Raw genomic sequence first — 25,506 nt, forward strand, 5'->3', positions numbered from 1 at the left:
TCCTGATCCAGCGTCAGGTGATATCCGGCGCTCTGCGCACCCTAATTTCTGATTGCCTTGAAAAAGCGAGTTTCAGCATGTCCAAAGTCAAACTGACCACCAACCATGGCGACATCGTCATTGAACTGAACGCTGAAAAAGCCCCGATCACCGTGGCCAATTTCATCGAATACGTTAACGCCGGTCACTACACCAATACCGTTTTCCACCGTGTGATCAAGGGTTTCATGATCCAGGGCGGCGGTTTTGAGCCAGGCATGAACGAAAAACGTGACAAGCGCGCCAGCATCCAGAACGAAGCTGACAACGGCCTGAAAAACACCAAGTACAGCATCGCCATGGCCCGCACCATGGAGCCGCACTCTGCTTCGGCGCAGTTCTTCATCAACGCTTCGGACAACGACTTCCTCAACCACAGCGGCAAGAACGTACAGGGCTGGGGCTACGCGGTATTCGGCGAAGTGATTGAAGGCCGTGAAGTGGTTGATGCCATCGAGAAGGTCGCAACCGGCTCCAAGTCCGGCCACCAGGACGTACCAAAAGAAGACGTGATCATCGAGAAAGCCGAGATCATTGAGTGATACTGCTGATCTCTGATCTGCATTTGCAAGAAGAACGCCCGGATATTTCCCGGGCGTTTCTTGATCTGCTTGACGGCCGTGCCCGCCACGCCAAGGCGTTGTACATACTGGGCGACTTTTTCGAAGCGTGGATTGGCGACGATGCCATGACTTCCTTCCAGCAGTCGATCTGCCAGGCCATGCGCCGGCTGAGCGACAGCGGCACGGCCATCTACCTGATGCATGGCAACCGTGACTTCCTGATTGGCCAGGCTTTCTGCGACGCCGCGGGCTGCACGTTGCTGAGCGACCCCAGCGTGATCGAACTGGGCGGTGAGCAGGTGCTGTTGATGCATGGCGACACCCTTTGCACCCGCGATGTGGGCTACATGAAGATGCGCCGGTTGTTGCGCAACCCGCTGAGCCTGTGGGTCTTGCGGCACCTGCCGCTGTCGGCCCGCTACAAGCTGGCGCGCAAGCTGCGCAGCGAAAGCCGTACGCAAACGCGGATGAAGTCCACCGAAATTGTCGACGTCACGCCAGAGGAAGTACCCAAGGTGATGGCGGCGCATGGCGTGCGCACGCTGGTGCATGGCCATACCCACCGACCGGCGATTCACAAGCTGGTGGTGGACGGGGAACCGGCACGGCGCATCGTGCTGGGGGACTGGGACCGCCGGGGCTGGGCCTTGCAGGTGGATGAGCAAGGGTTTCAGCTGGCGCCATTCGATTTTTCCTGATTTCTCCGAATCTGCAGGGCTGGCCCTTTCGCGGGTAAACCCGCGAAGAGGCCAGCGTGCCTTACTGCTGAGCCACAGCCCCCTTGCCCCCTTCACTGATCACCACTTCCCGATACTCCGGGTCGGCCTTGATCTGTGCCTCGGTAAACGGAATCACCGCCAACTGCTTGGCCGCGAATGCCCTGGTCTGGTCACTGAAGTGCGCCGAAGCCGCTTCGCTCGACTGCGAGAACGCCAGCAGTCCACGAGCCTCTGGCCCCTTGTCGGTGAAACTGACCAACTGCAGATAGCTGGTACCGCTGACCACCAGTTGCTTGCCCTGCCCGTGCGGCACACTGTACATCGCGTTGTACACGCCCAGCGCCTGCGGGCCACCCGGTACCGGCGTACCATCCAGTGCCTGTTGCACTTGCCCCCAGCGCGCCTCCCCCCCTACACCGCTGTCTTTCACCTTTTTGAGCGACGCCAGAGCCGCCTCATGCACCAGCTTGCGCACGGCAGCCTGCTCCACCGCCAAACCACGCGGTGTGTGCTGGGGGTCGGCCGGGTCAAAGGCCACTCGCCAGCTTTCCGGGTGCTCGGCCAGGGCATTGAACAGGTTCTGGAAGTGCACCAGACCAATGCCGCTGTCGAGGTCGGCCTTGCCATTCCAGTCCGCCAGGCTGCTGCACACGGCCTGCACATCCGCGCCCGCACCCTCGCACCATTGCAGCAGGTCTGGTAGCACCAGGCTGGCCAGGTAGACCTCGTCATCGGTCACCATGCGCTGCAGGTCATCAACACCCAGTTTTGCCGTGCCCTGCAGGCGCTGCAGGGCAAAGCGCCCGCGCATGCCCAACGGCTGGTCACTGCGGCTGACCAGGGGTGAGTAACCGGTCAGCGGCTGCGCCGGGTTGGCCATCCAGGCCGGGTCGTTGGAGTTCTGCACGAAGTCCTGGCGCTCAAGGCTTGGCAGCAACCGCGCCGGGAAGATACCCGGTTGCGCAGCCTGCGCGTCAACCTTCCACTGGCACGCGCTACGCGAGCCATCCAGCACCACCAGGCGCCCTTGCCCTTGCGGGTTGCTGCAGGCGCCCAGCATTTGCTGGTCTACATACGGCACCACCGATTGGTTCAAGTACAAAGCCCCGCCGCCCTGGTCCACGGCCAGGGTGTTGACCCAAGGAATACCCTGCAGTTTTTCGACCGAGGCTTTCAACGCAGCCAGGCTGTCGGCACGGTTGATCTGGTACCACTGCTGCACCACCCGGGTGTTGTCCAGGTTGGCGTCACGCAAGCTGTAGGCCGCATGCGCATCCCAATCCAGGCGCCCGGGCCATTGCACCACCGGGCCGAATTGCGAGCTGTAGACCTGCCGCTCGACCTGGCTCAGACTGCCATCTTCACCCTTGACCGCAACGCTGATGGTTTGCCGAGTCATTGGCAGCGACTTGCCATCAAGCAGGTAACGGGTCGGGTCCTTGGGGTCAAGCTGCAGGCGGTACAGGGTGAAGTGGTTGGACGTGTCGACAGTGTGCGTCCAGGCCAGATGCCTGTTGAAACCAATATTGACCACCGGCAGGCCCGGCAATGCTGCACCCATCACATCAAGTTGGCCGGGGATAGTCAGCTGCATCTGGTAGAAGCGCATGCCGCCCATCCACGGGAAGTGCGGGTTGGCCAGCAACAGGCCGCGGCCATTGGCAGAACGTTGGCCCCCCACGGCCACCGCATTGCTGCCGCGCTCGGTGGCAAAGCGCTCTTGCCGCGCCAGTGCACCAGCGAACCCCGCCGACGCCTGCTGGCTAGTCTGCGTAGGCGGTTGCGCCCCCGTCAGTGCCTCGACGAACTGCCCGACACCGCCTTCGGCCAAAAGCCGGCGGGTCAGCTTGACCAGGTCCTGACTGGTGATCGGCCGCAGCCACTCACCGTTGCCACATTCGGCGGGCAAACCTGCGCGGCGGCGCTCGGCCAGCGCCCGGTTGTAGCCACTGGCATATCCCGCCAGCAATGCCTGCACCTGAGCCGGTTGCGCCTGCAGGAATGCATCGACCGCCGTTGGGCTGTTGAGCCAGGTGAAAAACAGGTCACTGGCCAGGTTGTCACGCTGCTCCAGCGTCACACCCTTCGCACCGAAATAGCGCGAGCGCTCACCACTAACGGTCAGCACCTCGTTGGCCAGCAGGCACAGGTTGTCCTGAGCGTAGGCGTAGCCCACGCCATAGCCCAGGCCGCGCTCGTCCTTGGCCACGATATGTGGCACCCCGTAACTGGTTCGACGAATCTGCGCACTGGCATCGGCGGTGGGCTGTGCCTGCACGGCAACGCTGCAGGCCACCAGCGCAGCGGCCAGGCCTGCGCAAGTCATGGGACGGGAAAGTGAAAACACGGGCACTCCTCGGACGCGGGGTTTATCCCGATCAGACGAATGGCAAAGTGAAAATTTTACGTATTACAAGGCGATGGAACGTCTTGAGAAGGAACAGGCATTTTTTTTACGAGTGGGTTGCAGTTTTTGCGTTCTCATTCGTCCTAGTAAGTGAGGCAACCACATTTCGGGTTCGTCCACGAAAAGGAGCATTCACATGTACAACCCGCAACCCTCGATCCAAGCCGGGCGCGTCCCAGGCAAAGCGCCCAACGGACAGGGCGTTTTTTCTGACGAACGCATCGGCAACGAACAGATCCGCGAGCTGCTGCGCACCTTCGGTCTGCGTACCAGCCTGATCAGGCTCAAGGTGATCGATGCCCTGCACGCCGCCGACCGCAATGGCCGCAGCATTGGCGTACGCGGCGTGCACGCCCAACTGGAGCAACTGGACATTCCGCTGTCATTCCTCAGCGTGCGTGAAGTGCTCAAGCGGCTGTGCACCGAAGGCGTCATCGAGCTGGGCGACGACAAGTGCTACAGCCTCAACCCCCAGGCACGCGCCGTACTGGAGCAGACATCGTCGCGTTGAGCGCAGGCCGGCCACACCTGGCCGGCCCGCACGGGTCAGGGCTTGACCTTGCGCCGCAGAATGCCGTTGATCACCACGACCACCACGGCGATGGCGATGGCCAGCATCTGGAAGGTCTGCTCACTGATCGTGCCCTGCTTCTGCAAGTGGGACAGGCCCAGCATCAGGCCCAGTACCACCAGGATGATCAGAAGGGAATATTTTAGGCGCTGCACGTGTGTCATCGAAAGTTCCTTGCAACATCAGGGGCAAATGGCTCGCAACGAGCCGTGGCAATGATACAACGCCCATAGGGCCCGGCGCTGCATTTCCTGCTGGGTAGGGAGGCGGCTGCCTGAAAGCATGGGGTTCCAAGCACCCATGCCGGAGGCATCATGTACAAACCGCTGCTGTTCGCATCCCTCATTCTGACCCCCCTTTCCCTTCATGCACTGGACACCCGCGAGGTCACAGCGGCGCAACTGCTGGAGCTTGGCCACGACCTGGAGCGCCATGCCGGCGCCAGCCAGTGGCAGCAACTGTGGCAGCGCGTGCGTCAGGCCGGCTACCTGCAGGCACACGGTGCGCCGGTGCATTTCACTGCACCCATGGCACAGTTGCCCAACCTGGCCCGGCAGACCTTGGCCCAAGCCGATCATGTGCAGGTATTGCACCAGACCCAGGCGCTGTACCGCCGCAGTTTTCCCGGCACAGTCATCGGTCAGCGCGGCGCGCAGCCATTGCATGCATTGTGCCTGCTGGTCGACTGGCGGACGCTGCCACAGGGCATGCTCGACAGCCCCCACGCCTACCTGCGCAGCGCCAGCCTGCTGAGCAGCTACCCCTGCAACTGAGGGTAACTGCACCATCGCTCGACAAGCGGGGCGCCCTGATGGGAAATCAACGGCCACAGCCGCACCTTGAAGACATCTCCTACAGCGCAGGATATCGCTGCCTGCAATCCCTGTTCACCGAGGCTACAAACCGCAACCCATATGCCGCCTAGCGACGCGCCGGGGCTGTCACACAAAATTTGCTCACACCGTCGACATAACGCCGCTGGTGATCGGGTCGCACATGACCCATCCCGAAGGAGCGCCATATGGAATTACCAGACTTGAGCCGTATCGATATCAGCCAACTGCCCCACTCGCTGCAGGCCCTGGTCGACTGTATCGGTATCGACAACGCCTACCAGTTGACCTGCGCCTACGGCGGCAGGCCCAAATACATCCCCAAGTACCGCGAGCGCACCAAGCTCGCCGACGTGCTGCCGGCCGAAGCGCTCGACGCACTGATCAAGCGCTTTGCCGGGGTAGCCCTGGAGATTCCCAAGGCTGACCACTTCCTGCGCCAGCTGCGCAACCAGCAAATCCAGGAAGAAAGCGCCAATGGCCTTTCACGCAGCCTGCTGGCCAACAAATACGGCCTGAGCCTGCGCCAGATCGGCAACATCCGTCGCCAGGAAACCTGCGCTCGCTAACGGCCAGCACCTTGGCCACCAAGGGTGGCCACCTTTCCCCTTAACCAAATGAGCAATCAAGCATGTCGATAGACAACAGCCTCATCGGATCCGTGATCAACGCCTTGCCCATGGACCGCATGATCGCAGGCCCCCTGCAGGCCATGGTCCAGGCACAGGTTACCGCCAGCAAGTCGTACGCCGACTTCCTGATGCAGGTGTGCGTGCAGGACGGCAAGGCCGTGGCCATCCAGTTCGACTACGACGAGACCATCGTTGACGAACAGGGTGAATACAAAGGTGTCGTCAGCAAGACCATGAAGGTGCCGCTGCTGGCGGCCATCACCCACCCGAACATCTCCATCGATGAGGGTAATGTCGAATTCGAACTCATCATCAATCAGATGTCGGAAGACACCTCCAGCACGGAAATGGGTGCAGAGGTGACCGGCTCACTGGGCTGGGGGCCGTTCAAGCTGAACGTAAAGGGCAGCGTCAGCCACAAGTCTTCCCAGACACGCAAGACCGACACCCGCGCCCGCTACGCCTTCAACACGACAATGAGGCGCCAGGAACCACCTGAAGCAATGATGAGGGTGATCGAGTTTCTTACCGATGCTGCGACCAAGCCAACCGTCATCAAAGCGGCTGAACTGGAAAGCCCGGACGAGATTTCCCAGGCAGACAGGTTAAAAGGGCCCGAACCTGAAGGCACCCCGACCCCGTGACACGGTAGGGCCCCACACAATAGCCCCTCCTGACTGGCCAAAGGAGGGGCACAATCCGGCTTGAGGAGTGGAACAATTGCAAAAGCCCCCTGCCCCCATGACGTCCCTTGACCTGCGAGAGATCACCCGCGGCCTGCAAGAAGCCGCCAGCGCCACCAACAGCCTGATTGCCCAGCAGTACATCAACCTGTTCGACCAGTTTTTCGAGTGCGACACCGATGCCTTGGGCGCCCCCATGAAAGCCAAGATGGTCGAAGTGGCCATGGATGGGCAGCACATCATGCGCGTCCCGCTGTTTGCACTGGTGTCGCCCAAAGGCCTGGCCCTGGAGCGTATGCAGGTCGACCTCTCGGTACGGGTGAAAGGGACCGAAGCGCAACAGGCACTGCTGACCGCGAGCGAGAACAAGACCGCGAGCTTCAAGGTCACCATCGGCGGCCAAGGTCGCCAGGGCGAAAGCCGTGACCCTGACGAAGTGCAGATCCGCATGCAGTTCCAGGCCAGTGAACCGCCAGAAGCCCTGAACCGGTTGATAGATGAATACACCAACCTGATTGTCCCGGTACGTGCCCCCGATCCACAGCCCTCGCCCGACAGCAACGAATTCATCGAGGCGGCCACCGTGCGCTGACGGCCGCCCCGGCACCGCTTCAGAAATCGCGCTTGTAGAAGATGTCCAGTGAGCTGGCCAGCCCGCTGGCGGCTTCCAGGTACACCTTCTTGCTCAGCTTGTAGCGCAGCGCAATGGTGTTGGCAGGCTCGAACACACCTACGCCGTAACGCAGGCTCAGTTTCTCGGTAATGTTGCCGCTGGCAACCACGCTGGTGCTGTTGCCCGACCCCTCGGTATCCAGCTGGAAGTCATCAATACCCAGGCTCGACGCCAGGCTGCCGGTAATACCGGCGCTGCCAGCCAGTCCCAGGCCCAACGCTGCCTCGGCAAGCATGTTGTTGTCCTCGCCAGAGTTGCCCAGCGGCCGCCCCAGCACAAGGTACGACAGCGCCTGCTCCTGGCTCATGGCCGGTTCCGAAAACACCTTGGTGGTGGGTTGCTCGGCACTGCCGCTCAGGCGGATACCGGCAATCACGTCATCGACCGTGCGGATGGCTTCGATGTCCAGATACGGCTGGTCGATCGGGCCGGCAAACAACAAGCGCGCGCGGCGGATCGTCAGGCGCTGGCCGTAGGCACGGTAGCGGCCTTCGGCCAGGCTCAACTCACCCCGCGTATCGAGGTTGTCGCCGATATGCACATGGCCAAGCAGGTTGGCGGTGAGGCCAAAGCCACTGAACGACAACTTGTCGCGGCCCACTTCGACATCGATGTCCATGGCCATCGCCATGGGCGCTTTGCCCTCTTCGGTCTGGTGCCCGACGATCACCGTGTCATCCGAGACCTTCACCGTCGACGGCGGCAGTTCGCGCACAGTGATCTTGCCTTTGGGTACTTGCACTTTGCCGGTAACCGCCAGCTTGTCGTCGATCAGGCGCAAGGTCAGGTCAGGCGCGACCTCCAGCGTTGCATAGGGCTCGACCGTGACGGGCAGTTGCTGGCCTTGCAGGCGCAGGTCCATGCCCAACGCCTGGCCCCACGTGAGGTTGCCACTCAACTGGCCGCGCCCTGCATCGCCACTGCGCCAGCTGCCATTGAGCTGCACCTGCTCGCCAGCAATCAGCGCCTGCAACGACAAGCCCTCAAGGCTGGCGGGCAACTCGGCGCCACTGACTTCACCACCGCTGAGCAGCAGGCTGCCATTGACTTGTGGTGCCAACAAGGTGCCTGAAAGCTGACCACTGCCGTTGAGCTGCCCGGCCAGGCGTTCGACCATCGGCACGAACGGGCGGGCCACCGACAGGTCCAGCCCCGCCAGGCGGAAATCACCCGACAGCGGCTTGTTCTTGCCCAGCGGGTCGAGGCGCGCGTTGACGTTCAGCTCGCCCAGCCGCTCACCCCGGAAGGCCAGGCGGGTATCGATGCGCCGTGGTGCCAATGTGCTGTCGACACGCAGGGTCTGGTAAGGAAAATCGACCCAGCGGCCTTTGTCGCGCACGCGCAGCGTGCCGCCACTGGCATCAATCACGATGTTGCCCTTGGGGCCGCTGGCCGGGATGTCCAGGTTGATATCTGCATTGAGCAGACCCTGCCAGGCAAAATCCTTTGGCAGCCACTGGGCAAGGCTGTCGAGCGGGAACTGTTTGAGGTGATAGCGCAGGCGTGGCTCGGGCGCCAGGCGCTGGTCCTCACCACACAGGCTGGCCTGGCCGGAGCGCCAGCAATGGGCACCGAAATCCAGCTGGCCGCTGGCCAAACGCTGCAGGCGTGCCGGGGCTTGCAACTGCCAGTCCTGGCCACCGGCCTGGATACGCCCACTCGCCAGCCGTCCACGCCAGTCACCCTTGCCCAACTGGCCATCCAGGCCGAGGTCAAGCTTGAGTTGCGGGCCGTCCAGCGCCAGGGTCAAGGCTTGCTGACGGATGTCACCTTTGCCGCTGGCCTGCAACGTGCCTAATGCTGTGTCACCCAAGTTGATGCCAGTGGCCTTGAGCTCGATCACGCCGCGCTGGGCGTTATCCAGGCGGGCATCCAGATCCAGTTGTTGCAGCCGGTTTTCGGCCTGGGCCAAGCGCTGGCCCTGCAAGGTCAGCGTACCTTGCGGGGCCTGCAACGTGCCGGTGACATCCAGCCGACCCTTGACCTGGCCCTGCAGCCTTGGCCACAACTGCCCCAGGCGCGGCAGGTCAAGGTCGATTCGCCCGGCCAAGCGCTGCTGCAGGCTGCCACTGCCGTTGATGCGGTTGTCACCCAGCTGGATCGCCAGGGCGCCAAGTGTCCAGCTTTGCCCCGCCCCTTGGGCCTCAGCCTTGAGCACTGCCGGCTGGCCGCGCAGGCGGCCTTTGAGGTCAAGCTGGGCATCGAGGGTGAGCACCTCGCCCTTCAACTCGCCTTTGCTGCGCAGCGGCCCCGCCAAGGTACCCGGCAGCTCCGCCAGCCAATAGGCCGGATCGAGCGCCGAAAGCTGCAAGTCCACATCCCAGGCCAGGGTGTCGGCAAAGCGCACTGCAACACTGCCGGCGGCTTTGCCTTGCCCGGCGGTCAGCGCCAGCTGCGGCAGCTTCACCTGGGTCAGGTCACCTTCGAACGGACTGGCCAGGTTAAACGCCCCCGCCGGGCCGTCCAGGTCGCCTTTGAAGGTGCCTTGATAATTGCCATCGCGATAATGCACCTGGGTATTGAAGCGCTTGAGGGTGACCTCGGGCGGCGTCTCAAGTGGGTACAGGCGCAACCACGGAAAGTCCTGCCAGTCCAGTTGCGCGTCGGCGGTCAGGCCTTGCTGCCAGTCGGCCGAGGCCTGCAGTTTGACGCGCTGGGTGTCGCTGGCAGTCAGGTCAAGGGCGTCAACCCTGGCACCTTTGCTATCGACCAGCCCGGACAACGCCAACGCGATCGGCGACTGTTCAGCCGGCAGGCTGGCCGTTCCCGACAGTTGATAGCCCTTGAGCAGATCGCCCTTGGCATCAAGCTTGAGTTGATTCAGCTGCAAGGTGTCGGGCAACGCGCCCGCCGGTTTGAACGCCTCTGAACGAATCTGCAGGGTCGCTGGCAAGTGCTCGGCCAACGTCTGCAACTGCCCGCTCAGCGTGGCGTCGAGGTAACCGCTGCTGGTGCCGTCAAGCTTCAAGGTCTTTTGCAAATCGCCGGTGGCGGTCAGCGCCAGCTGCCAGGGTTTGCCCTCAACGGCAGGGAGTTGCAGCTGCGCCTGGAGTTGCAATGGCCAGTCACCTTCGGGCTGCAGGTCGCCCTGCAGGTTCAATTGCAGGTCATCGCGCTGCAGGTGCAGGCTGTCGATGCGCATCCCGGTACCGGTCCAGTGAGCCGCCAGTTGCAAGTCCCCCAGCAGGTCGCTGCCATCCAGCCGCAGTTGGCCGACCTTGACCTCACCCAGTTCGATGGCCAGCGGCAAGCGCAGCGCTGGCAACTGCAGCGGACCACTGTCGGCCGGCTCGGTGCCTGGCGCAAAGGCCATGTCGATGCGTTGTGCCTGCAACCGGTCGATGCACAGGGTGGCGCGCAGCAGGCAAGCAGGCGACCAGGCCAGTAAAGGCGCCTGCACCTCTACCGTGCTGCCGCCATCGGCCCAGCGCAGCATGCTGGCCTGCCAACTGCCCGCCAGGCGGCCCTGGAAGTCGGCCACCTCAAGCCCGGGCACCTTGCCCAGCGCCCAGCGGCTGCCCGCCTCGGTGCCCAGTAGCAGGCCCAGTGCCAGGCCCAGACTTGCGACTACCCCGAGCAGCCCCAGCAGAATGTATTTGATCACGCGTTTCACAGCTCAGGCCCCATGGAAAAGTGCAGGCGAATGCCCCCTTCGTCATCCAGCGCCTTGGCCAGGTCCAGGCGCAACGGCCCGACCGGCGATACCCAGCGCACACCAAAACCGACACCGGTCTTGAGGCTGGGCAGTTCAAGGTTGTTGAACGAATTGCCTTGGTCGACAAACGTCGCGATCCGCCATTTTTCGGTCAGCGAGTACTGGTACTCGACACTGCCGGCCACCATGTAGCGCCCGCCGATGCGGTCGCCATCGCTGTTCTTCGGCGACAAGGTCTGGTAGTCATAGCCGCGCACGCTCTGGTCGCCACCGGCGAAGAAACGCAGCGACGGCGGAATGTTGTTCTTGAAGCCATTGGTCGCACTGCCACCGAACTGTACGCGACCAAGCAGGCGGTGGTTGTGGCCAAGCGTGGTCAAACCTTTGAGCAGTACGTTGCCGTGCAACAGGTTGGTGTCGGAAACCAGTCCTTCCTTGGCCCCCTGTACATCGAACTGCAAGCGGTAGCCGTTGTGCGGATCAATACGGTTGTCGCTGCGCAGGAAGGAATAGCTCACCCCCGGCATCAGCAGGTTGCTCAGCCCGGAATCGTCACCCAGGCGATACTCCTCGCGCTGATACTTGAGCGAAATGACCCGCTGCCAGCCGCTGGGCAGCTTGCTGTGCCACTCGGGGCCGACTGTCAGCAGCTTGCTGAGGGTATCGGTACCGGCAAGTTCCTCGTTCTGGTAGCCGCCGGCGAAGCGCAACTTGTCGGTCAGTGGTGGGTCGAGAGGGATGTCGTACCACAGGCCAACGTTCTGCCGGGGTGCGGACAGCTCGGTTTCCCAACCGTAACTGTGGCCTTGGGGGTTCACCCAATGGCGCGTCCAGTTGGCCTTGCCGCGTGGCCCGACGTCGGTCGAAAAGCCCAGGCCCAGCCCCATGGTGCGTGGTTTGCGGGTTTCCAGGCGGACATCCACGGGGATTTCTTCACCCACGGCGGCTGTGGGCGCTGCATCTACCCGCACGCCTTCAAAATACCCGCTCGATTGCAGGTCATTGTTCAATTCGGCAATCAGTTCCGAGTCGTACGGAGTGCCCGGCTTGAACGACACCATGCGCTGCAGCAGGTCGTCGTCCAGCGGCGTGTCGCCGCCGAAGGTGACGGCGCCCAGGTGATAGCGCGGGCCACTCTGGTAGACCAGTTCGATATCGGCCACACCGGCCTGCGGGTCGACCGCCAGGCGCTGGCTGCTGAAGCGTCCACTGAAAAAGCCGTAGCGCGACGCCTGGTTCTGGATCAGCCGCTTGGCATCTTCGTAATGGCCGTGGTTGAGTTGTTCGCCTGCGCGCAACGCCTTGCTGTCGGGCACACGAAAGGCTCTCATTTGGCTGGCCGGACCTTCGATGCGCACGGTCACGTTGCGCAGGCGAATCGGCTCGCCCGGGTTGATGCTGAGGATCAGTTGCGGGGAATGGTCTGCATCTTTGGGGGGCTTTACCTCGGTATCGATCTGCGCCTGATAGTAGCCAAGTGCCTGCGCGGCTTTGCGCGCCTGCTCCTCTGCCCCGCGACTGAAGCGCAACAATGCTTCTTCATCGCGGTCACCCAGGGTGCCTATATAGCCTTCGACATTGGCCTTGAGCGCCTTGTTGGCCGGTTTAACCTTCACCAGCAACTCGCTCTGGCCCCATGCTGCGAAACTGGCGGCCCAGAAAACCAGGCCCCAGGTCAATCTTCCTGAATACGTCATGCGGCGAATGCTACCAGAGCCAGGCGCTCAAGGGAGCCGCCTGGCGGGATGTTCAGGCAAAAGTGGAAGTTGAAGACACTGGATTGGGATGAAAGAACACCCGCTCCCGGATCGGCCCTACAGCGACTTCGCCAATTTCTTCATAGCCCTGGCGCTGGTAGAAGGCCAGGTAGTGCTCGTTGCCAGTGTCCAGCACCACACCCTGGGTGCCGGGGTCGTCTGCACACCAGTCGTGCACGGCCTGTAACAATTGCTCACCGTAGTGCTTGCCCTGAAATTGCGGGTGTACCCCCAGCAACGGCAGCACATGCACCTGATCGGTTGGCAGGCAGGTGGCCAGGGCGGCCTGATAGTCCATGTAACGGCGCGTGCAGCGCAGGCCAGTGCCCAGGATCATGCGCAGGCGCCAGGCCCAACTGTCGGCCACGCCCAACCGGCGCAGCGGCGGCACGATCAGCGCCAAGGCAATCAGGCGGTCGTCCACCAGCAAGCCGATGGCAGGTAACTGCAGGTAAAAATGCTGGCGCACCCATTCGCGCACCATTACCCGCAAGCGTCGCTCGTACCCCGGGCGCTGGGCCTCAAAGATGTAGGCAAAGGTGGGCTCGTGGCGGTAGGCGTTGTACAGCAGCGAACGCGCCTCGCGGCTGTAGCCATCATCGAGCAGGCAGACATGGGCCGGAGCGGCAGTGGTTTCGGGCATTGCGGGCAGACCTCCTGGAATGGGCGTACATTGCCTTGGAGGTGCACCACCGCGCTTCGTTCACCCCCAACTGCACGTTAGCAGCAGGGCCCAGAAGCCGCCACGCTGGTGATGTGGGGCGATGTCGGCTAGCATCGCGCCTTTTACCGGGATTGTCTTTCCATGAAGATCGTCTGTTTCAACATCAACGGCCTGCGAGCCCGCCCGCACCAGCTGGCAGCACTGATCGAAAAGCACCAGCCAGACGTGATCGGCCTGCAGGAAACCAAGGTCAGCGACGATCAGTTCCCGCTGGCAGACGTGCAGGCGCTGGGTTATCACGTGCACTATCACGGCCAGAAGGGCCACTACGGCGTGGCCCTGCTGTCGCGCCAGGCCCCGTTGAGCGTGCACAAAGGCTTTGCCACCGATGAAGAAGAGGCCCAGCGCCGCTTCATCTGGGGCACCTTTGCCGATGCCGATGGCAACCCGATCACCATCATGAACGGCTACTTCCCCCAAGGCGAAAGCCGCGACCATCCCACCAAGTTCCCGGCCAAGCAGCGTTTCTACAGTGACCTGCAGGCACTGCTGGAAGGCCAGTTCCGCAATGATCAACCACTGCTGGTGATGGGCGACATGAACATCTCGCCGCAGGACTGCGACATCGGCATCGGCCCGGACAACGCCAAGCGCTGGCTGAAGACCGGCAAGTGCAGCTTCCTGCCAGAAGAGCGTGAGTGGATGGAACGCTTGAAAGGCTGGGGCCTGGTTGACAGCTTCCGCCACCTGTACCCGGACGTGACCGACCGGTTCAGCTGGTTCGACTACCGCAGCCGTGGCTTCGAGGATGACCCCAAACGTGGCCTGCGCATCGACCTGATCATGGCCTCGCAGCACCTGGTGCCGCGGATCAAGGCTGCGGGTGTTGACTATGAACTGCGGGGAATGGAAAAGCCTTCGGATCATGCGCCGATCTGGCTGGAACTGGGCTGACCTCAGAGGCAGCATCGGGGCTGCTTTGCAGCCCATCGCAGGCAAGCCAGCTCCCACAGGTAAAGCGTAGTCTCAAGAACTGCGCGGTCCCTGTGGGAGCTGGCTTGCCTGCGATGGGCCGCACAGCGGCCCCGGCAATTCTGGCGGCGAAGCTGATATTCACAACCCCAGCCGTAGCGCCTCCCCTACCCCCGCCCCGCGCACATCATCCGCCGCGCTGACCAACGCAAAGTTGTAAGCCCCATGCGACCAGTACCGCGCCTCCAGCTGGCCATCCACCCGCTGCCCGTCCGGCATGCGCCGATAGAGTTCGCCCGGTGAGCGCAGGAACAGGCTGATGCGCTGGCCCTTGCCATCCTCAAACACCAGCAGTGCCGCCGGTCCCTGCTCGTTGCTAAGCAACCGCGCGCCCACCGGTTTGAAGCCGTAACCTGCCAAATCCGGCAATTGCCCCACGCGGCTGAAATGCCGCCCCAGCCAGTCGCGCAACTGCCCTGGATCACTGGCCTGGATATCCAGCGCCTCGCTGCCGGCAAACAAACGGTGCGCCTGGACGGCATCGGCCATGGGCAGGTCGACGCGTGCCAGGGACGCATCGCGCGCCTGCCAGCCGCCCAGCCCTCCCACGCCCAACGCCAGCGTTACCACCGCCGCCGCTGCCCAGCGCCGCTGCCGACGCTGGCGCAATTGCCGGCGCAACTGGCCAAGGTCGAGTTGGGCCGAACCGGGCAATTCGCCAAACCCGGCCAGCGCCGTACGCAGCCGTCGGGCATCGGCGCGCCAGCCCTCTACTCGCTCCGCAGCCTGCGGATTCGCCGCCAGCCAGGCCTGCACCTCGGCCCGGCGCACAGGCCCCAGGCGCTCGTCGACGTAAGCGTGCAATTCGTCTTCGCTGGGGATCAGACGCGTCATTTCAATCTCCGCAAGGCCGGGGGCTGGGGGGTGCCCTCGGTCAGTTCGCGCAAGGCACTGCGGGCGCGCGACAGGCGCGACATCACGGTGCCGATGGGGATGCTCAAGGCCTGGGCGGCTTCCTTGTAACTCAGGCCTTCGATGCTCACCAGCAGCAACAAGGCACGCTGTTCGGCTGTTAACCGGGCAAACGCCTGCAGGTCAGCTTGTGCCAGGACAATGGATTCAAGATTGTCGCCGGCCGGTTCTTCCTCACGTTCGCCACGCCCAAACCAGGACAGCCACCGGGCATGCAGACGGTCGCGGCGCTTACCATCAAGGAAAAGCCGATAGAGGATGGTAAACAGCCAGGCCCGCAGCGCCTCGGCGTCGCGTTGCTGGTCGCGTCGGCTCAGGGCCCGCTCGACCGTGGCCTGCACCAGGTCATCGGCGCTGCCCGGCTCGCGGGTCAGCCACACGGCAAAGCGGCGCAGGCGGCCCAGCAGCTCGCGCCACTGGTGGTCGTCCAGATCATGCATGGCAAAGTCCCGGCCTTTGAAGGTGTCATTGTAAGGGCAGACGCCTGCCAGGAAATTCTATTCCCGTCGATGGAATAAATTTTTCCCCGCTCCGTCGTACCGGCACATTCACCAAACCGGACGATGACCATGAACTCACCTTTGCACGGCCCGGCGAAAGCCTTGCGCCTGGCTGCCATCGGCGCCGTGACGCTGGCCGCAGCGGCCGGCTTTGCCTATGCTGCCGGCTGGCTCGGCGAACCCCGGCTGACACCACAGCGCATCATTGATACGTTCGAGGCCCAGGCCGGGCACTACCCGGGCTACCGCAAGAACCACGCAAAGGGCCTGTGCGTCAGCGGCTACTTCCAGCCCAGTGGGCAGGCCGCCAAGCTGTCCACGGCGCGCGTATTCAGCCAGGCGCACGTGCCGGTGATCGGCCGTTTCGCCATTGGCGGCGCAAACCCGTTTGCCCCGGACACCGGCATACCCGTGCGCAGCCTGGCCATTGAACTGAGCACCGACGACGGGCAGGTCTGGCGTACCGGCATGAACAACCCACCCGTGCTGGCAATCAGCACGCCGGAAGGGTTCTACGAGCAAGTACTGGCGAACACGCCGGACCCGGCCACCGGCAAACCGAACCCGGCCAACCTGCAGGCGTTTTTTGCAGCCCACCCGGAAAGCGCTGCGTTTCGCCAATGGGCGGCGAGCTACAAGCCCAGCAATAGCTTCGCCAGCACCCAATACCACAGCATCAATGCCTTTTACCTGATCGACGCAGGCGGCACTCGCCAACCAGTGCGCTGGCAGCTTGAGCCGCAAACCGCGTTCGCCGCGCTGCCCACCCAGATTGATGACAAACAGTTTTTGCAGCACGACCTGCAGCAACGCCTGGCCCAGGGCCCATTGCGCTGGACGCTTCGCCTGGTGCTGGCCGAACCCGGCGATGCCGTCGACGACCCAGCCCAGCCCTGGCCTGCAGAGCGGCGCAGCGTAGATGCCGGCACCCTGGTGCTGGAACAGGTCGACGCGCCCGAACAGGGGGCATGCCGCGACATCAACTTCGACCCGTTGATCCTGCCCCGAGGCATAGAGGCATCCGCCGACCCCATCCTCGCCGCCCGTTCGGCGGCCTACTCGGAATCGTTCAACCGCCGCAGCCGTGAATCGCTCAGCACCGGAGCCCGCCCATGAAACCCGAAGCTTTCCACCCTTTAGCCCGTTTGCTGCACTGGCTGATGGCCGTGCTGATCCTGGCCATGCTGTTCATCGGCGTGAGCATGGTGGCTGACCTGTCACTACGCCACCCCGTGCTGATAGGGCTGCACAAGGCCACCGGCCTGGCGCTGCTGGTGCTGGTGGTGCTGCGTATCGGCGTGCGCCTGGCCGTGCCTCACCCACCCTTGCCGCGAGACCTGCCAACCCTGCAGCGTTGGGCCGCCGGTGCCTCGCACCTGGTGCTCTATGGCCTGATGCTGGCCATGCCGCTGCTGGGCTGGGCCATGCTGTCGGCGGGCGACTACCCTCGCCCGCTGGGCTTACCCGCCATCGCCCCGCATAACCTGCAACTGTATGCCGTGCTGCGCCTGGCGCATGGCTGGGCCGGCTACCTGCTGTTTGCCACGATACTGGTGCATGTGGCGGCAGCCTTGATGCACGCGTGGGTGCGCCGCGACGGCGTGTTGCGTAGCATGTGGCCTGGCCCCCTGCGCCGCAGTGAATGACATGCAGCAGCACGGGGCATTCGACAAACAATAATAATTCTTAATAAGATCGGCTCTCTTTTTGCCGCACTGCCCTGGACTGCCCTATGAACGTCGCAAAGGATCCTGCAACCCTTACACCTGCCAGCACCCTGGACTTGCGTCCGCTGCTGCTGGCCAACATGGCCTGTACCATGTCGATGATGGCCTTCGTCGCCCTGATCGGCCCGATTGCCCGCCAGCTCGGCATGGCCACCTGGCAGGCCGGCGCCGCCGTGACGGTGGCCGGCGTGGTCTGGGTACTGCTGGCCCGGCCCTGGGGCCGTGCGGCAGACCGCCTGGGCCGTCGGCGTATCCTGCTGCTGGGCACCGCCGGCTTTACCTTGGCTTATTGGCTGTTATGCCTGTTTGTCGAAGGCGCACTGCGCTGGCTGCCGGGAGCGACCGCAGCATTCATCGGCCTGATGGTCGCACGCGGCTGCATCGGCGCCTTCTATGCGGCTATCCCGGTAGGCTGCAATGCGCTGATCGCCGATCATGTCGAGCCGCAGCGTCGTGCCCGGGCCATGGCCTCGCTGGGCGCGGCCAACGCTGTCGGCCTGGTCGTGGGGCCGGCGCTGGCGGCGCTGCTGGCCAGGCATAGCCTGAGCCTGCCCTTCCATATCATGTCACTGCTGCCGGCCAGTGCTTTTCTCGTGCTGCTGTTCACCCTCAAACCGCAAGCGCTGCCCCACAACTATGCCCCGAACCCTGTGCGTTTGAACGACCCACGGCTGCGCCGGCCGTTGCTGGTAGCGTTCAGCGCCATGCTCAGCGTCACCGTATCGCAGATCATCGTCGGCTTCTTCGCCCTCGACCGCCTGCACCTGGGCCCGGCAGAAGCAGCCCAGGCCGCCGGCATCGCCCTGACCACAGTGGGCGTGGCGCTGATGCTGTCACAGGTACTGCTGCGCAAGCTGGAATGGCCGCCCCTGAAAATGATCCGCGTAGGCGCCACGGTTTCAGCCCTGGGCTTTGCATGCGGCTCGCTCGCCACCACCGCACCTTGGCTATGGGGCTGCTACTTCGTCGCGGCAGCGGGCATGGGCTTTGTCTTCCCGTCGTTTTCTGCATTGGCGGCCAACGCCATGCACGCCTCCGAACAAGGTGCCACAGCGGGTTCCATTGGTGCGGCCCAGGGCATGGGGGCGGTGATCGGCCCACTGGCTGGCACCTTGGTCTATGCCCTTGATCCGCGCTTGCCGTTCCTGGCCGTGGCCGCGCTGTTGCTGCTGGTCGGGCTATGGCCAATGCCGCGCGACCAACGTGCCTGACAAGCACAGCGCGCAAGTGTGCAGAGTGTGTTTTAATGCGCGTCGCTCATTATTTTTTACACCTCTGATAACAAGGCGGCTATGGACACGGGGACGCGACTCAAACTGGTGCGTGAACGCAACAACCTCTCCCAACGGGAACTGGCCCGCCGCAGCGGGCTGACCAATTCGACGATCTCGCAGATCGAGCAGAACCGCGTCAGCCCTTCGGTCAGCTCCCTGAAAAAACTGCTCGAAGGCATTCCCATGAGCCTGGCGGAGTTCTTCAGCTTCGACGAGCCGGTGCGAGAAGAGCGCTTCGTGTTCCGCGGCGGCGAGCAGCCGGACCTGGGCCGTAATGGCCTGCGCATGCTGCTGGTCGGTGCCAGTGTCGAAGGCAGACAGATGCGCATGCTACGCGAACTGTATGCACCGGGTGCTGATTCAGGCGAGCCAATCGTGCATGCCGAAGGCGAAGAATGTGGCCTGGTCACCCGCGGCACCGTGGAGCTGTGGGTCGATGGCCAAGTCAGCGTGCTCAGCTCGGGCGACGGCTACTACATCCCCACTACCCTGCCGCACAGCTTCAAGAACATCGGCCAAGACGAGGCCGAGATCATCAGCGCCAACACGCCGGCGAACTTCTGACCTTGACGCGCAGCGGTTCGCTGAACACCCGGACCATCTACCAAAGCCTGCGCAACGCAGCCCTTGGCGTGCATCACCTTGAGGTGAGTGCACGCCGCGATGGCGGCCTGGTCGATGTCGACATCCAGGGCTGGCAATTGACGCTGGCCCTCGATACCGAAGGCCTGGCGCGTTGCGTCAGTTGCCAGTCGCCGGACGGCGAGCAAGCCGCGATCGAGGACTGGCAGCGGTATGGCACCAACCCGGTCGACCTGCTCAGCCTGTGGGAACGTACTCAGCTCGAGAAGCTGCTCGCACCTTGACTTAACGCCTCCTCGACGAAGTCCAGCCGGTCCTGCCCAAAGAACATTGCCTCACCGACAAAGCACGTCGGCGCGCCAAACACTCCGCGTTCGACTGCCACCTCGGTCGCCTGCTTGAGCGCTGCTTTCACCTCAGGGTCAGCCGCCAGCGCGTGAAAAACCTGCGGATCGAACCCTGCCTGGCTCAGTGTTTCGTCCAGCACGGCGCGATCGCTCAAGTTGCGACGCTGCACCCACAGCCCATTGAACAGTCCCGACAGCAACGCCTCCAACCGCTCCGGCGAGCGCAACTGGGTGCCCATCACCCCGCGCATCAAGGTCAAGGTATTGATCGGAAACCCCGGTGGCAGCCCGAACGGCACCCCGTAGCGCGCCGCAAAACGTGCCAGGTCAGTGAACATATAGCGCCCTTTGGCCGGGACCATGGCCGGCGAAGCATTGCCGGTAGCCTGGAACACCCCGCCCAGCAGCATTGGCCGGTAATGCAACGTGGCACCCTGGCGGGCACACAGGCCTGGCAGTTGAGTCCAGGCCAGGTAACTGGCCGGGCTGCCCAGGTCAAAGAAGAAATCGACAGTCTTGTGCATGGTTACGGTCCTTGCTTGGTGATAGGGCTTACCAGCGTTCCATCCAGGGGCGCAGGTCCAGTTCGAACGTCCAGGCGTCTCGGGGCTGGGCGTGCAGAAACCAGTAGCTATCGGCAATGTGCGCCGGGGCGAGGATGCCGTCCTGGGCTTTCAGGGCATAGCGCTCGGGGAAGCTGTCGCGGATGAAGGCGGTGTCGATGGCCCCGTCCACCACCACATGCGCGACATGAATGTTCCGCGGCCCCAGCTCACGCGCCATGCTCTGGGCCAAGGCGCGCAAGCCGTGCTTGGCCCCGGCGAACGCTGCGAAACCCGCCGCACCACGGGTGCCTGCGGTGGCGCCGGTGAACAGGATCGTGCCGCGCTCACGCTGCACCATGCGCCGGGCGACCGCCTGAGCTGTAAGGAAACCGGCAAAGCAGGCCATTTCCCAGATCTTGAAGAACTTGCGTGGGGTTTCTTCAAGGATGCTGCAGGGCACATTGGCGCCGATATTGAAAACAAACGCCTCGATCGGGCCGATATCGCGCTCGATGGTTTCGACCAACGCCGCCACCTCCTCCTCCTTGCGCGCATCAGAACCAAAACCGTGGGCCTGGCCGCCAGCGGCGCGTATTTCCTCCAGCAGCGGTTGCAGCTTTTCAGCCTGCCGCCGCGTGACGCAGGCAACGTAACCCTCACGGGCGAAGCGCTTGGCAATCTCGCCACCAGTGGCGTCGCCCGCACCGATCACCAGCACTACCTTTTGTTGTTCTGACATGCCTGCCTCCTTTGGTGAATGATCGTTTAGTAAACGAACGCTATGTTATGATCACCGTCATCGTCAAGCCCGTCTGCAGAGGCAAGTGAATGCGTTACTCCAATGAGCACAAGCAGCAGACCCGCGAACGGTTGCTGAGCAGCAGCGGCGCGCTGGCCAAGCGTGGGGGCTTCGCCAGCACTGGGGTGGCCGGGCTGATGAAGGCAATCGGCCTGACCGGCGGTGCCTTTTACAACCACTTCCCGTCCAAGGACGACCTGTTCACGGAGGTGGTGCGCCAAGAGCTGCACAACAGCCCGCTGGCCCGCCTGGCCAACCAGGGCGCCAGCCGCGAACGCCTGGGCCGCTGTCTGCAGCAGTACCTGAGCCTGGCCCACCTGCACAATGCCGAAAGCGGCTGCCCGCTGCCGCCGCTGGGCGTGGAAATCGCCCGGGCCGCAGCGCCGGTGCGCGAAGAAGCCGAGCACTGGCTGGTCGAGCTGCATCACGCCTGGAGCGCAACCCTGGAGGATGATCAACTGGCCTGGGTGCTGATCAGCCAGTGCGTGGGTGCGTTGATGGTCGGGCGCATGCTGGCCACCGAGCAAGTGCAGTCGCAGGTGCTGGATGCAAGCCGCCAGTTTGTCGAAAAGGCCCTGCATGAAGCGGATTAGCCTGCTCTTGGGCCTGACGCTGGCGCTGCCCGCGCTGGCCGAACAAGCATGCCCACCCGGGCAATACCAGGTGTGCCTGATGGGCTGTTTCTGTGCGCCGATAGACCCTGGGCAAGCCGGCCAGATTCTCAAGGATGTGGAGGTGATGGCCTCATCCAGCCTGACGTTTGCCTTGCGCCAGGCCAGGGATGAGGCCACCGCCAGCGGCGTCGAGCCGATCCCGCTGCATATCCGTGCGCAACTCGAGCCCTGGTACGACTTTGCCGTGCTCGATGCGGCGCGCTTCCGGGTGGGTGACGAACAGCAGATGAGCGCAGCCAACGCGTTGCTGCAGAACCCCGACGTAAACGCCGTGACGCTGATCGACACGATCATCTTCCGCCGGGCTGACGATGCCGAGGACAACGTGGCCCTGTGGGCGCACGAGCTCAAGCATGTGCAGCAGTATCAGGAGCTGGGCGTGGAAGAATTCGCCCGGCGCTATACGCGCAACTATGACGACCTGGAGGGGCCGGCCTACAAGATCGAGGCCGAAGTGGGCAAGGCAATGCGCGAACGCGCTTCAGGCCAGGCCAGATAGCAGAAGCAGCACGATACCCTGTGGGAGCGGGCATGCCCGCGAAACAGGCAACGCGGTGGCTGGCACCGGCTTCGCCGGTGTTCGCGGGCATGCCCGCTCCCACAGAGAATGCGCAGGCTTTTAGATGTTGCAACCACGGCAACGAGATTGTCAGGACGCCGGCGAAACCTCTTCAGCCGCTTGCTCACGGCTGGCATAACGCTGCGCCAAAACTGCACAAACCATCAGCTGGATCTGGTGAAACAGCATCAGCGGCAGAATCATCGCGCCAATACCACTGCCCACGAATAGCACCTGCGCCATGGGCACGCCGGTAGCCAGGCTTTTTTTGGAGCCGGCAAACAGGATGGTGATGCGGTCTTCGAGGTCAAAGCCCAGCAGCTTGCCAAGCACGCGAGTGCCAAGCAGCACCACCGCCAATAGAATCCCGCACACGGCGAACAACCCGGCCAGGTGCTGCGGCGATACCGTGTGCCACAACCCCGTGACCACGGCTTCGCTGAAGGCGGTGTACACCACCAGCAGGATCGAACCCTGATCCACCACCTTGAGCCAGCGCGCATTACGCTTGACCCAGGCACCGATCCAGCGCCGCGCAATCTGCCCGGCCACAAACGGCACCAGCAGTTGCAGGGTGATTTTCAGCACGGCGTCCAGGCCAGAACCGGTGTCTCCACTGGCGCCCAGCAGCATCATCACCAGCAAGGGGGTCAGGAAGATGCCCAGCAGGCTGGAGGCCGCCGCGCTGCAAATGGCGGCGGGCACGTTACCGCGGGCCAGCGAGGTGAAAGCAATGGCCGACTGCACCGTGGCCGGCAAGGCGCACAGGTAAAGCACGCCCAGGTACAACTCGTTGCCCACCAGCGGCAGGAACAACGGTTTGAACGCCAGGCCAAGCAGCGGGAACATCACGAACGTGCAAGAGAACACCAGCAAGTGCAGGCGCCAGTGCCCGGCACCGGCAATGATCGCCTCGCGCGACAGCTTGGCGCCATGCAGAAAGAACAGCAGGCCGATGGCCAGGTTGGTCAGCCAGCCGAAATATACGGCTCCATCACCCGAGCAAGGCAGCACCGTAGCGATCAGAACCACCCCGAGCAAAGCGAGGGTGAAATTATCGAATAACATGCGCAAATACTTCATCACAGTGTCCGTCTTGTCATTGTGCAAGGGCAAACGATAAGGTCTGCGGCTTTTCGCTGCTAACGCCGGAACCCCCACCGGTATCGCTCAACGGACACGTTACACAAAAGGACCGTCACATGCCCCTCTCCCGCCTGGCCGCATTCGCGGCCGCCACTACCCTCACACTGGGCCAGGCCAGCGCCCAGGCCGACGACCAGCTGCAAGCCAAGGTAGACCGTATAATCCGCCCTCTGATGCAAGAACAAGGCATCAGCGGCATGGCCGTGGCGATCTATGCCCGCGACCACGCGCACTACTTCAGCTACGGCGTCGCCAGCAAGGCCGACAACGTGCCGGTCAGCCGAGACACGCTGTTCGAGATCGGGTCGCTGAGCAAGACTTACACTGCCACCCTGGCCGCACTGGCCAGTGCCGAGGGCAAGCTGGACCTCGCGGCTCCTGCCAAGCGCTATCACCCGGCACTGGCCGGGGCATCCATCGGCGACGCCAGCGTACTGGAACTGGGCGCCTACAGTGCCGACTGCCTGCCCCTGCAGTTCCCGGATGCGGTGCAAACACCGCAGCAGGTGGTCGACTTCTTCCGCCACTGGCAACCTCGTGCCAAGCCGGGCACCCAGCGCTGCTATTCAAACCCCAGCCTTGGCCTGTTCGGAGACCTGGCCGCCCGCGCGCAGCATCAACCGTTTGCGACGCTGATGACGGATGGCCTGCTGGCCAAAATGGGCCTGAAAAACACTTACCTGCAGGTTCCGGCAAGCGCCCAGGGGCTTTATGCGCAAGGCTACGACGCCGCCGACAAACCAGTGCGCGTCGGCCCCGGCCCATACGCCGACGAGGCCTACGGCATCAAGACCAGTGCCAGCGACCTGCTGCGCTACGTGCGCCTGCACATGCAGCCGCAGGGCCTGCCACCGGCCCTGGTGAAAGCCACGGCCATTACCCAGCAGGGCTATTTCCAGGTGGGTGCCATGACTCAGGGCCTGGGTTGGGAGCGCTACCCCTACCCGGTCACGCTGGCGACCCTGGTCGATGGCAACAGCCCTCGCCTGATCCGGGAACCGCAGGCTACTACACGCCTGCAACCGCCCCTGCCCGCGCAGCCGGCAGCCTGGTACAACAAAACCGGTTCAACCAACGGTTTCGGTGCATACGCCGCGTTCGTGCCCTCCGAACAGCTGGTTGTCGTGATGCTGGCCAATCGAAATTACCCGAACGAAGCACGGGTTCGTACAGCCTTCGAGATCCTGTCCGGGCTGTAGTGAGAGCTGGGATTGTCGAACAAAACGACAGAAATGTAGTGCTTAAAAATATTCACTACAAAATCATTGACGCCGCTCATCGCGCTTGGGCATGATGAAGCCGTCTCCCTGATCGGGAGCGGTGGCAAGGGTGTTCCAGACGGCTTGCGCGGTAACGCAGGCCGTCCGTGGAGAGGGAACTGTCCAAAAGGCAGCGTGAGAAAGCCCCTGTTGCGATGCTGCTGTAGCAGCGTTGGTAGTGCGCTACACCGTGTTAGCGCCAACTGTGAAAATCACCTACGAATGGGTAATGGGGGCTTTATGATGAACTTGAACAACAATCCGACTATCGATCAACTGGCGCAGCTGTTCGCCGTACGCAAGGACAGCCTTGACGACCACTTGCTGTGGGTCAGCCAAAGCGGTGAGGTGCGGCTCGACCGCCTGCCACCGAACACCATCGAAGATGAATTTGAAGAGCACCTGCCCAGCATGCGTGCCCGCTTCAAGGTCTACCGCCGCGGCCAAGGCTACGTCGGCAAGAAGGCCGCCGCCGACACCGAGTTCGTTGGCCGCGTGCTGCAGACCCTGCAACAAGAATGGCCCGCCGCCCGTGAGCGGCAGGCAGTCAAGGTGATTGAACCGCTCAACTGAGGGTTCTCACCCTTAACCAAGCCCGGCCCGCATAGGCCGGGCTTTTTCATGCCTGGCGCCGCTGGCCGCGGATTTCTGGCAAAGGCAAGGCACCGGTGGCCATCGCACGGGCACGGTCGACACCCCACACAAGCGCGCGGGTCATGGTCTCCCCTGGCCGCGCAGGGTAGTACTCCTCCAGCAATGCCCGCCCATCCCCGCCATACACCCCTAAAAACAGCTGGGTCGCCCCCAAACGCGACAAGCGCACCTGCACATCCAGCGTAGTTCCGTCACTGAGGGCTTCGTCGTGGCTGCGGCTGTGCAACTGGGCGTCGGCCCAACGCCAAAAAGTCTGTTCCCTGACTCGCATGAGCATTCAATCCTCCGTTGCTGGAATGC

28 protein-coding genes are annotated in these 25,506 nt (G+C 63.2%); 17 read left to right on the top strand and 11 right to left on the bottom strand.

What is annotated here, in order from left to right; translation table 11 throughout:
- Positions 1-77 precede the first annotated feature (77 nt).
- Positions 78-581 carry a peptidylprolyl isomerase gene (locus tag P0Y58_17740; GenBank protein WEK28748.1) on the top strand — a complete coding sequence of 168 codons (504 nt, stop codon included), beginning with the start codon at positions 78-80 and terminating at the stop codon, positions 579-581.
- Positions 578-1,300, top strand: coding sequence for a UDP-2,3-diacylglucosamine diphosphatase (locus P0Y58_17745; GenBank protein WEK28749.1), 723 nt, complete (start codon positions 578-580; stop codon positions 1,298-1,300). Before P0Y58_17740 ends, P0Y58_17745 begins: the two co-directional genes overlap by 4 nt.
- Positions 1,301-1,361: 61 nt before the next feature.
- Here P0Y58_17745 and P0Y58_17750 read toward each other — a convergent pair whose 3' ends face one another.
- Positions 1,362-3,668, bottom strand: a complete 2,307-nt coding sequence (locus P0Y58_17750) for an acylase (protein WEK28750.1) — start codon at positions 3,666-3,668, stop codon at positions 1,362-1,364.
- A gap of 196 nt (positions 3,669-3,864) precedes the next feature.
- Here P0Y58_17750 and P0Y58_17755 point away from each other — a divergent pair, with 196 nt between their 5' ends.
- Positions 3,865-4,239: a fe2+ zn2+ uptake regulation protein gene (locus P0Y58_17755; protein ID WEK28751.1), complete on the top strand. Its 375-nt coding sequence runs from the start codon at positions 3,865-3,867 to the stop codon at positions 4,237-4,239.
- Positions 4,240-4,274: 35 nt separating this feature from the next.
- Here the strand turns inward: P0Y58_17755 and P0Y58_17760 are convergent, their stop codons facing one another.
- Positions 4,275-4,463 carry a hypothetical protein gene (locus P0Y58_17760; GenBank protein ID WEK28752.1) on the bottom strand — a complete coding sequence of 63 codons (189 nt, stop codon included), beginning with the start codon at positions 4,461-4,463 and terminating at the stop codon, positions 4,275-4,277.
- A gap of 150 nt (positions 4,464-4,613) precedes the next feature.
- On the opposite strand from P0Y58_17760, the gene P0Y58_17765 reads away from it, so the two are divergent.
- The 4 genes from P0Y58_17765 (at position 4,614) to P0Y58_17780 (ending at position 7,039) form a co-directional block, all read left to right on the top strand.
- Positions 4,614-5,072, top strand: coding sequence for a hypothetical protein (locus P0Y58_17765; GenBank protein ID WEK28753.1), 459 nt, complete (start codon positions 4,614-4,616; stop codon positions 5,070-5,072).
- Between the two features lie 248 nt (positions 5,073-5,320).
- Positions 5,321-5,701, top strand: coding sequence for a Mor transcription activator family protein (locus tag P0Y58_17770; GenBank protein WEK28754.1), 381 nt, complete (start codon positions 5,321-5,323; stop codon positions 5,699-5,701).
- Between the two features lie 62 nt (positions 5,702-5,763).
- Positions 5,764-6,408 (top strand): DUF2589 domain-containing protein, encoded by a 645-nt coding sequence (locus tag P0Y58_17775; protein WEK28755.1) that lies wholly within the window; start codon positions 5,764-5,766, stop codon positions 6,406-6,408.
- A 76-nt stretch (positions 6,409-6,484) separates the two neighbouring features.
- Positions 6,485-7,039 carry a DUF2589 domain-containing protein gene (locus P0Y58_17780; GenBank protein ID WEK28756.1) on the top strand — a complete coding sequence of 185 codons (555 nt, stop codon included), beginning with the start codon at positions 6,485-6,487 and terminating at the stop codon, positions 7,037-7,039.
- Positions 7,040-7,058: 19 nt separating this feature from the next.
- On the opposite strand, the gene P0Y58_17785 is transcribed toward P0Y58_17780, so the two are convergent.
- The 3 genes from P0Y58_17785 to P0Y58_17795 are packed head-to-tail and all read right to left on the bottom strand — an operon-like array spanning position 7,059 to position 13,175.
- On the bottom strand, positions 7,059-10,733 hold the full coding sequence (locus P0Y58_17785; protein ID WEK28757.1) for a translocation/assembly module TamB: 3,675 nt from the start codon (positions 10,731-10,733) through the stop codon (positions 7,059-7,061).
- On the bottom strand, positions 10,730-12,472 hold the full coding sequence (locus P0Y58_17790) for an autotransporter assembly complex protein TamA (GenBank protein ID WEK28758.1): 1,743 nt from the start codon (positions 12,470-12,472) through the stop codon (positions 10,730-10,732). Before P0Y58_17790 ends, P0Y58_17785 begins: the two co-directional genes overlap by 4 nt.
- A 52-nt stretch (positions 12,473-12,524) precedes the next feature.
- Entirely contained in the window at positions 12,525-13,175 is a 651-nt protein-coding gene (locus P0Y58_17795; protein ID WEK28759.1) for a GNAT family N-acetyltransferase, read from the bottom strand.
- A gap of 162 nt (positions 13,176-13,337) precedes the next feature.
- Here P0Y58_17795 and xthA point away from each other — a divergent pair, with 162 nt between their 5' ends.
- Positions 13,338-14,150, top strand: a complete 813-nt coding sequence (gene xthA / locus P0Y58_17800) for an exodeoxyribonuclease III (protein WEK28760.1) — start codon at positions 13,338-13,340, stop codon at positions 14,148-14,150.
- A 159-nt stretch (positions 14,151-14,309) separates the two neighbouring features.
- Here the strand turns inward: xthA and P0Y58_17805 are convergent, their stop codons facing one another.
- A complete protein-coding gene (locus P0Y58_17805) occupies positions 14,310-15,062 on the bottom strand; it encodes an anti-sigma factor (GenBank protein ID WEK28761.1) in 753 nt (250 codons plus the stop codon).
- Positions 15,059-15,580 (bottom strand): sigma-70 family RNA polymerase sigma factor, encoded by a 522-nt coding sequence (locus P0Y58_17810; GenBank protein WEK28762.1) that lies wholly within the window; start codon positions 15,578-15,580, stop codon positions 15,059-15,061. The genes P0Y58_17805 and P0Y58_17810 overlap by 4 nt, the downstream gene beginning before the upstream one ends.
- A 123-nt stretch (positions 15,581-15,703) precedes the next feature.
- On the opposite strand from P0Y58_17810, the gene P0Y58_17815 reads away from it, so the two are divergent.
- From P0Y58_17815 to P0Y58_17835, 5 genes are all read left to right on the top strand, one after another.
- Positions 15,704-16,756, top strand: coding sequence for a catalase family peroxidase (locus tag P0Y58_17815; protein ID WEK28763.1), 1,053 nt, complete (start codon positions 15,704-15,706; stop codon positions 16,754-16,756).
- The gene (locus P0Y58_17820) at positions 16,753-17,286 is read left to right on the top strand and encodes a cytochrome b (protein WEK28764.1); all 534 of its coding nucleotides are present in this window, start codon (positions 16,753-16,755) and stop codon (positions 17,284-17,286) included. The genes P0Y58_17815 and P0Y58_17820 overlap by 4 nt, the downstream gene beginning before the upstream one ends.
- 86 nt (positions 17,287-17,372) lie before the next feature.
- Complete coding sequence (locus P0Y58_17825) at positions 17,373-18,578, top strand: MFS transporter (GenBank protein ID WEK28765.1); 1,206 nt, start codon at positions 17,373-17,375, stop codon at positions 18,576-18,578.
- 81 nt (positions 18,579-18,659) lie between these two features.
- The gene (locus P0Y58_17830) at positions 18,660-19,205 is read left to right on the top strand and encodes a cupin domain-containing protein (protein WEK28766.1); all 546 of its coding nucleotides are present in this window, start codon (positions 18,660-18,662) and stop codon (positions 19,203-19,205) included.
- 2 nt (positions 19,206-19,207) lie between these two features.
- Entirely contained in the window at positions 19,208-19,507 is a 300-nt protein-coding gene (locus tag P0Y58_17835) for a hypothetical protein (GenBank protein WEK28767.1), read from the top strand.
- Here the strand turns inward: P0Y58_17835 and P0Y58_17840 are convergent.
- On the bottom strand, positions 19,480-20,094 hold the full coding sequence (locus P0Y58_17840) for a 2-hydroxychromene-2-carboxylate isomerase (protein ID WEK28768.1): 615 nt from the start codon (positions 20,092-20,094) through the stop codon (positions 19,480-19,482). The two genes, P0Y58_17835 and P0Y58_17840, sit on opposite strands and share 28 nt — an antisense overlap.
- 28 nt (positions 20,095-20,122) lie before the next feature.
- Positions 20,123-20,854 carry an SDR family oxidoreductase gene (locus P0Y58_17845; protein WEK28769.1) on the bottom strand — a complete coding sequence of 244 codons (732 nt, stop codon included), beginning with the start codon at positions 20,852-20,854 and terminating at the stop codon, positions 20,123-20,125.
- 89 nt (positions 20,855-20,943) lie between these two features.
- Between P0Y58_17845 and P0Y58_17850 the strand changes: the two genes are divergently transcribed.
- Together P0Y58_17850 and P0Y58_17855 are read left to right on the top strand one after the other, a co-directional pair.
- Positions 20,944-21,507: a TetR/AcrR family transcriptional regulator gene (locus P0Y58_17850; GenBank protein ID WEK28770.1), complete on the top strand. Its 564-nt coding sequence runs from the start codon at positions 20,944-20,946 to the stop codon at positions 21,505-21,507.
- A complete protein-coding gene (locus P0Y58_17855) occupies positions 21,494-22,087 on the top strand; it encodes a DUF4157 domain-containing protein (GenBank protein ID WEK28771.1) in 594 nt (197 codons plus the stop codon). Before P0Y58_17850 ends, P0Y58_17855 begins: the two co-directional genes overlap by 14 nt.
- A 150-nt stretch (positions 22,088-22,237) precedes the next feature.
- Here P0Y58_17855 and P0Y58_17860 read toward each other — a convergent pair whose 3' ends face one another.
- Complete coding sequence (locus P0Y58_17860; GenBank protein ID WEK28772.1) at positions 22,238-23,230, bottom strand: bile acid:sodium symporter; 993 nt, start codon at positions 23,228-23,230, stop codon at positions 22,238-22,240.
- Between the two features lie 119 nt (positions 23,231-23,349).
- Between P0Y58_17860 and P0Y58_17865 the strand changes: the two genes are divergently transcribed.
- Both P0Y58_17865 and P0Y58_17870 read left to right on the top strand, forming a co-directional pair.
- Complete coding sequence (locus P0Y58_17865) at positions 23,350-24,492, top strand: beta-lactamase (protein ID WEK28773.1); 1,143 nt, start codon at positions 23,350-23,352, stop codon at positions 24,490-24,492.
- Between the two features lie 300 nt (positions 24,493-24,792).
- The gene (locus P0Y58_17870; GenBank protein WEK28774.1) at positions 24,793-25,125 is read left to right on the top strand and encodes a hypothetical protein; all 333 of its coding nucleotides are present in this window, start codon (positions 24,793-24,795) and stop codon (positions 25,123-25,125) included.
- A 46-nt stretch (positions 25,126-25,171) separates the two neighbouring features.
- Here P0Y58_17870 and P0Y58_17875 read toward each other — a convergent pair whose 3' ends face one another.
- A complete protein-coding gene (locus P0Y58_17875) occupies positions 25,172-25,483 on the bottom strand; it encodes a hypothetical protein (protein WEK28775.1) in 312 nt (103 codons plus the stop codon).
- Between the last annotated feature and the right edge of the window lie 23 nt (positions 25,484-25,506).

The sequence above is a fragment of the Candidatus Pseudomonas phytovorans genome, assembly GCA_029202525.1.
Lineage (GTDB): Bacteria > Pseudomonadota > Gammaproteobacteria > Pseudomonadales > Pseudomonadaceae > Aquipseudomonas > Aquipseudomonas phytovorans.

Coding starts and splice junctions, on each gene's coding strand:
- P0Y58_17740 (WEK28748.1), top strand. CDS start 78: ATGTCCAAAGTCAAACTGACCACCAACCATGGCGACATCGTCATTGAA.
- P0Y58_17755 (WEK28751.1), top strand. CDS start 3,865: ATGTACAACCCGCAACCCTCGATCCAAGCCGGGCGCGTCCCAGGCAAA.
- P0Y58_17760 (WEK28752.1), bottom strand. CDS start 4,463: ATGACACACGTGCAGCGCCTAAAATATTCCCTTCTGATCATCCTGGTG.
- P0Y58_17765 (WEK28753.1), top strand. CDS start 4,614: ATGTACAAACCGCTGCTGTTCGCATCCCTCATTCTGACCCCCCTTTCC.
- P0Y58_17770 (WEK28754.1), top strand. CDS start 5,321: ATGGAATTACCAGACTTGAGCCGTATCGATATCAGCCAACTGCCCCAC.
- P0Y58_17775 (WEK28755.1), top strand. CDS start 5,764: ATGTCGATAGACAACAGCCTCATCGGATCCGTGATCAACGCCTTGCCC.
- P0Y58_17790 (WEK28758.1), bottom strand. CDS start 12,472: ATGACGTATTCAGGAAGATTGACCTGGGGCCTGGTTTTCTGGGCCGCC.
- P0Y58_17795 (WEK28759.1), bottom strand. CDS start 13,175: ATGCCCGAAACCACTGCCGCTCCGGCCCATGTCTGCCTGCTCGATGAT.
- xthA (WEK28760.1), top strand. CDS start 13,338: ATGAAGATCGTCTGTTTCAACATCAACGGCCTGCGAGCCCGCCCGCAC.
- P0Y58_17805 (WEK28761.1), bottom strand. CDS start 15,062: ATGACGCGTCTGATCCCCAGCGAAGACGAATTGCACGCTTACGTCGAC.
- P0Y58_17810 (WEK28762.1), bottom strand. CDS start 15,580: ATGCATGATCTGGACGACCACCAGTGGCGCGAGCTGCTGGGCCGCCTG.
- P0Y58_17815 (WEK28763.1), top strand. CDS start 15,704: ATGACCATGAACTCACCTTTGCACGGCCCGGCGAAAGCCTTGCGCCTG.
- P0Y58_17820 (WEK28764.1), top strand. CDS start 16,753: ATGAAACCCGAAGCTTTCCACCCTTTAGCCCGTTTGCTGCACTGGCTG.
- P0Y58_17825 (WEK28765.1), top strand. CDS start 17,373: ATGAACGTCGCAAAGGATCCTGCAACCCTTACACCTGCCAGCACCCTG.
- P0Y58_17830 (WEK28766.1), top strand. CDS start 18,660: ATGGACACGGGGACGCGACTCAAACTGGTGCGTGAACGCAACAACCTC.
- P0Y58_17840 (WEK28768.1), bottom strand. CDS start 20,094: ATGCACAAGACTGTCGATTTCTTCTTTGACCTGGGCAGCCCGGCCAGT.
- P0Y58_17845 (WEK28769.1), bottom strand. CDS start 20,854: ATGTCAGAACAACAAAAGGTAGTGCTGGTGATCGGTGCGGGCGACGCC.
- P0Y58_17850 (WEK28770.1), top strand. CDS start 20,944: ATGCGTTACTCCAATGAGCACAAGCAGCAGACCCGCGAACGGTTGCTG.
- P0Y58_17855 (WEK28771.1), top strand. CDS start 21,494: ATGAAGCGGATTAGCCTGCTCTTGGGCCTGACGCTGGCGCTGCCCGCG.
- P0Y58_17860 (WEK28772.1), bottom strand. CDS start 23,230: ATGAAGTATTTGCGCATGTTATTCGATAATTTCACCCTCGCTTTGCTC.
- P0Y58_17865 (WEK28773.1), top strand. CDS start 23,350: ATGCCCCTCTCCCGCCTGGCCGCATTCGCGGCCGCCACTACCCTCACA.
- P0Y58_17870 (WEK28774.1), top strand. CDS start 24,793: ATGATGAACTTGAACAACAATCCGACTATCGATCAACTGGCGCAGCTG.
- P0Y58_17875 (WEK28775.1), bottom strand. CDS start 25,483: ATGCTCATGCGAGTCAGGGAACAGACTTTTTGGCGTTGGGCCGACGCC.